The sequence below is a fragment of the Saccharopolyspora elongata genome (assembly GCF_004348985.1).
GTDB classification, from domain to species: Bacteria; Actinomycetota; Actinomycetes; order Mycobacteriales; family Pseudonocardiaceae; genus Saccharopolyspora; species Saccharopolyspora elongata.
This window is the reverse complement of sequence record NZ_SMKW01000189.1, coordinates 1-3,317: the sequence shown is the minus strand read 5'-3', so window position 1 is coordinate 3,317 and position 3,317 is coordinate 1. Positions and strand designations below refer to the sequence as shown.

At 61.4% G+C, this 3,317-nt stretch carries 1 protein-coding gene and 1 pseudogene; both read right to left on the bottom strand.

The genetic code is table 11. The features are described 5' to 3' along the window. Nucleotides 1-156 precede the first annotated feature (156 nt). Nucleotides 157-989 (bottom strand): annotated as a pseudogene (locus E1288_RS46100) (transposase family protein). A 148-nt stretch (nucleotides 990-1,137) separates the two neighbouring features. Continuing rightward, a partial coding sequence (locus tag E1288_RS47750) for an OTU domain-containing protein (RefSeq protein WP_408014321.1) occupies nucleotides 1,138-3,317 on the bottom strand: 2,180 nt, incomplete at its 5' end.

Here is a 3,317-nt window from a genome sequence, read left to right as displayed (position 1 = left end):
CTGCCCACCCGACCGACCCGACCTGTCGTTGGATGAAGTGGACACGACTACCAGGATCTCCGATCCCGCCCTCACACTCATACCCGGCACTCACACCAGGTGTCTCATCTCATCCTGACAAAGAGGGGAACTCCCCACTGAGGTGATCTCAGTGGGTTATGTGTAGCCGTGTTCGTGGTGGGTGAGGACGAGTGCGGCTTGGACGATGTCGCTGGTTTTGCGGGGACTGGCGGTGATGTGTTGGAGCGTGCGCCAGCGTCCGGTGAGCAGGGCGAATCCGCGTTCTCCCAAGGCACGCAGGCTGCGTAGGAGCAGGTTATAGGTGCGGTTGTCGGCGTCTAGTGGGCGGCCTTGTCCGGTTTTGGAGTGCTTGATGATGATGTGGACTCCGGCGCCGGCGCCCTGGTAGCAGCCGTCGGCGAGGGTGGGCAGGTCAAGTTGGGAGGCGGCCCAGTACAGCGCGCCGAGGACGTGGTGTTCGGCGGCGGTGATGTCGTGGACCGAGCCGGGTTCGACCGGCGAGACCCAGATCGGGAATCCCTCCGGTGTGGTCAGCGCCTGGATGTTGCCGCCTTGTTCGCGGTGTTTCCGGAGTACCACCGGTCGATCTCGGTGCCTTTGACGCTGGTGGTCTTCTCGCCGATCCGGTCGCAGGAGAACAGCTTCCCGTCCAAAATCACATAGAGGGCGCCGTCGTTTCGGGCCTTGCGCAGGGCCTGATGCAGATCCGGGGCCTGGGCGGCCAGCACCTCGATGACCTCGTCGATATACCGGTATCCGGTCGCGCGGGAGATGCTGTTGTCACGGGCGAGTGCGGGGATGGCGGTGCGATCGCGAAACCACCGCAGCCCCATCACCGCCTGTTTGAACGGTGATAACGCGCGCCGTCCGAGCGGGGTCCCACGACGTCGGCGTTCCTCGGTCAGCAGCCTGCTGAGGTCGTGGGCGAGTTCGTCTGCGACATCAAGCGTGGCACGATAAGTGATCACGTGGGGTCCTGGCCTTACAGAAGACGATCTTGTGGTGAGACCTCTTCTACCAGGACCCCACGTCCACATCTCTCAAGAAGCTAAGCCCCACCCCACTGAGATCACCTCATTGGAGTGAATGCTGTCTGCGTCCGCTCGTGAAATTCGCTCAGTCGGCTGGTTCTTCTTTTACATTGTTGTCTGTTTTTTTGAAGAGGTCGACATAGCCGTCGCCGTAGTCTGCGATGATGATCCCATATGGGTTGGTGAGGATGTCGAATGCGTTGTCTAGGGCGATGAGTACCATGATGGACTGAGAGCGTAGCTGTCCGGTGTTGGTGGGCATATTTACTCTGAACTCTACAAATTGGGCGTTGACTCGATTTAGGTCGATGGCGGGTTCGGGGCCTTCGGTGACCGCGGTGTTGGCGAACGCGATGGAATTGGCTGCGCCTTCCGCGGACATGAGGTGGTGTTCCAGGCTGGGCTCGGCGTCGAGATTCATTGCGTAGGCGGGAAATGCGCTGTACCTGGTTCTCCAGTTGTCCAGAGAGTGCTGGTCGCGGATGACTGCGCCGAGGTAGACGCCGAGGATGCGGCCGTTGAGAAGTGATGGCTGTTCATCGAGGAACATGTCGGCGGGCGAGGGGGACAGGAAAAGTCCGCTTTGGCCGACGAGAATGTGTTCGTGCGGCCGGACGTGTTTGTGTTCCACTGTGCGGACGCGTACCGGGAAAGAGGGATTGGGATCTCCGAGGGTGAGGCGTCTGATCTCCTGGGCCACGGCTTTTTCCAGCTGCGGCCATACCCGGTTTTTGAGGCGGTCCATTGCGGAGTTGGGTAGCCGTGTGTCATTGGCGTCTGCCGCGATACCGGCCAGTAGGTTCCTGCCCGCGGCGTACATGCGGGCGGTGATCTGGTCAGCATTCTTCCGTACGAGGGGGTGCACGTTTCCGTGCTCGTCGGCGTAGGGGGCGAACACGCGGCGTGCGGGGTCAGCGCTGTCCCGCCAGGGGAACATGTCGTCCATGCCGGCTGCTGGCGTGACGGTGTGTGTGTCGATGGCACGCACGATGCGCAGCTCGTCATCCTTGTCGTCGGAATACCGGGAGTTCGCGGGCCAAGTCAGCTCGGTCCTGGCCTGGTCGAGATGGCGGATAAAGGGTTGCCCCGCATTTTCGGTGTAGCGGGAGGCTGTTGTCATCTCGGACGTATTGTGGCGGTGCGGTGTGGTGTGTCCCGAGGCGCCGGTGGGATCCGGATACTGTGTTCGTGGGGAGATGGTGTGCTGTGCGGGGTGCGGCGCAATAGGGTCGCGTCGTTGTTCTCCAGCGGTTTCGACGGTGTGGGTGTCTTGCAGGCGCTGGGTGGCCATGTAGTGGTTTGTGCCGTTGTAGACGATGTAGTAGGTTCGCCTCGTGCCGTCGTCGACGGTGCCCTGGGTGGACAGGACACCGTCGGGGCCGATCACCTTGATGTTGACGTCCAGCAAGTCGGCGACGAGCTGGGGAGCGATGTCACCGCCGTCGTTGTTCCAGGTCCTGGATTTGCGTATGTTGGCTGCGGCTTCCTGTAGCTGCAGTGTGGCCTGCATGTCATCGCCGTTGGCGAGGGCGGCGAAATAGGAGAGGTGGCTATCGTCTTGTAGAAGGTAGTCAGCGAGAGCGTGACGCAATCCCGGCACGGTCCGCGCATAACCGCGTCGGTCCCACTCCTCCTGCGGCACGGAATCCACAACCGACTGGTAGAAGCAGTCCCCGTCGGCTGCGACATCGCGGATTTGCAGCCCCAACGCCCTCGCCGTTGTGCGTTGCGCGTGCGGTACCTCGAACTCGCTGGACGCGAGCGCGAGTCTGGCGAGCTGGGTCAGCCTGGAGATGTCCTCGTTCCTGCCGCTAAAGCCGCCGCTGCCCTCATTGGCGGTATCACCTGCGCCCGGCATCATCAAACCGGCATCATCCATAACGGTATCGTTATCGTCATTCTCCGAACCAAGAAGTTCCGTCCTCACCCGTTTCTTCGGCGGCTCGAGCGTGTGCTGATCACTACCTGAAGAAGCATGACGTTTGCGCTCCTCAATTTCTTTCTTCCACCACTTGGACACGGTCGGTGGGGAAACCAGGCCGCCGGACAGTCTCGCCACCTCGGAGGCGATTTCCTGTCCGTGCAGGCCTTGTGTCCATTGCCACACGAGCTGCTGCGTGACGGGATCAAGGTGGCCGCTCCCGTTACGGGTGAGGGGTAGTTGTTGGCCGTTGCCCAAGGGGAGTTTCTTCAGGTATTCCTCCAGTGTCTGCGGGCCGCCTTCGTCTTTCTTTCCCGGACGCCACTGGATGATCTGGTTCTCTA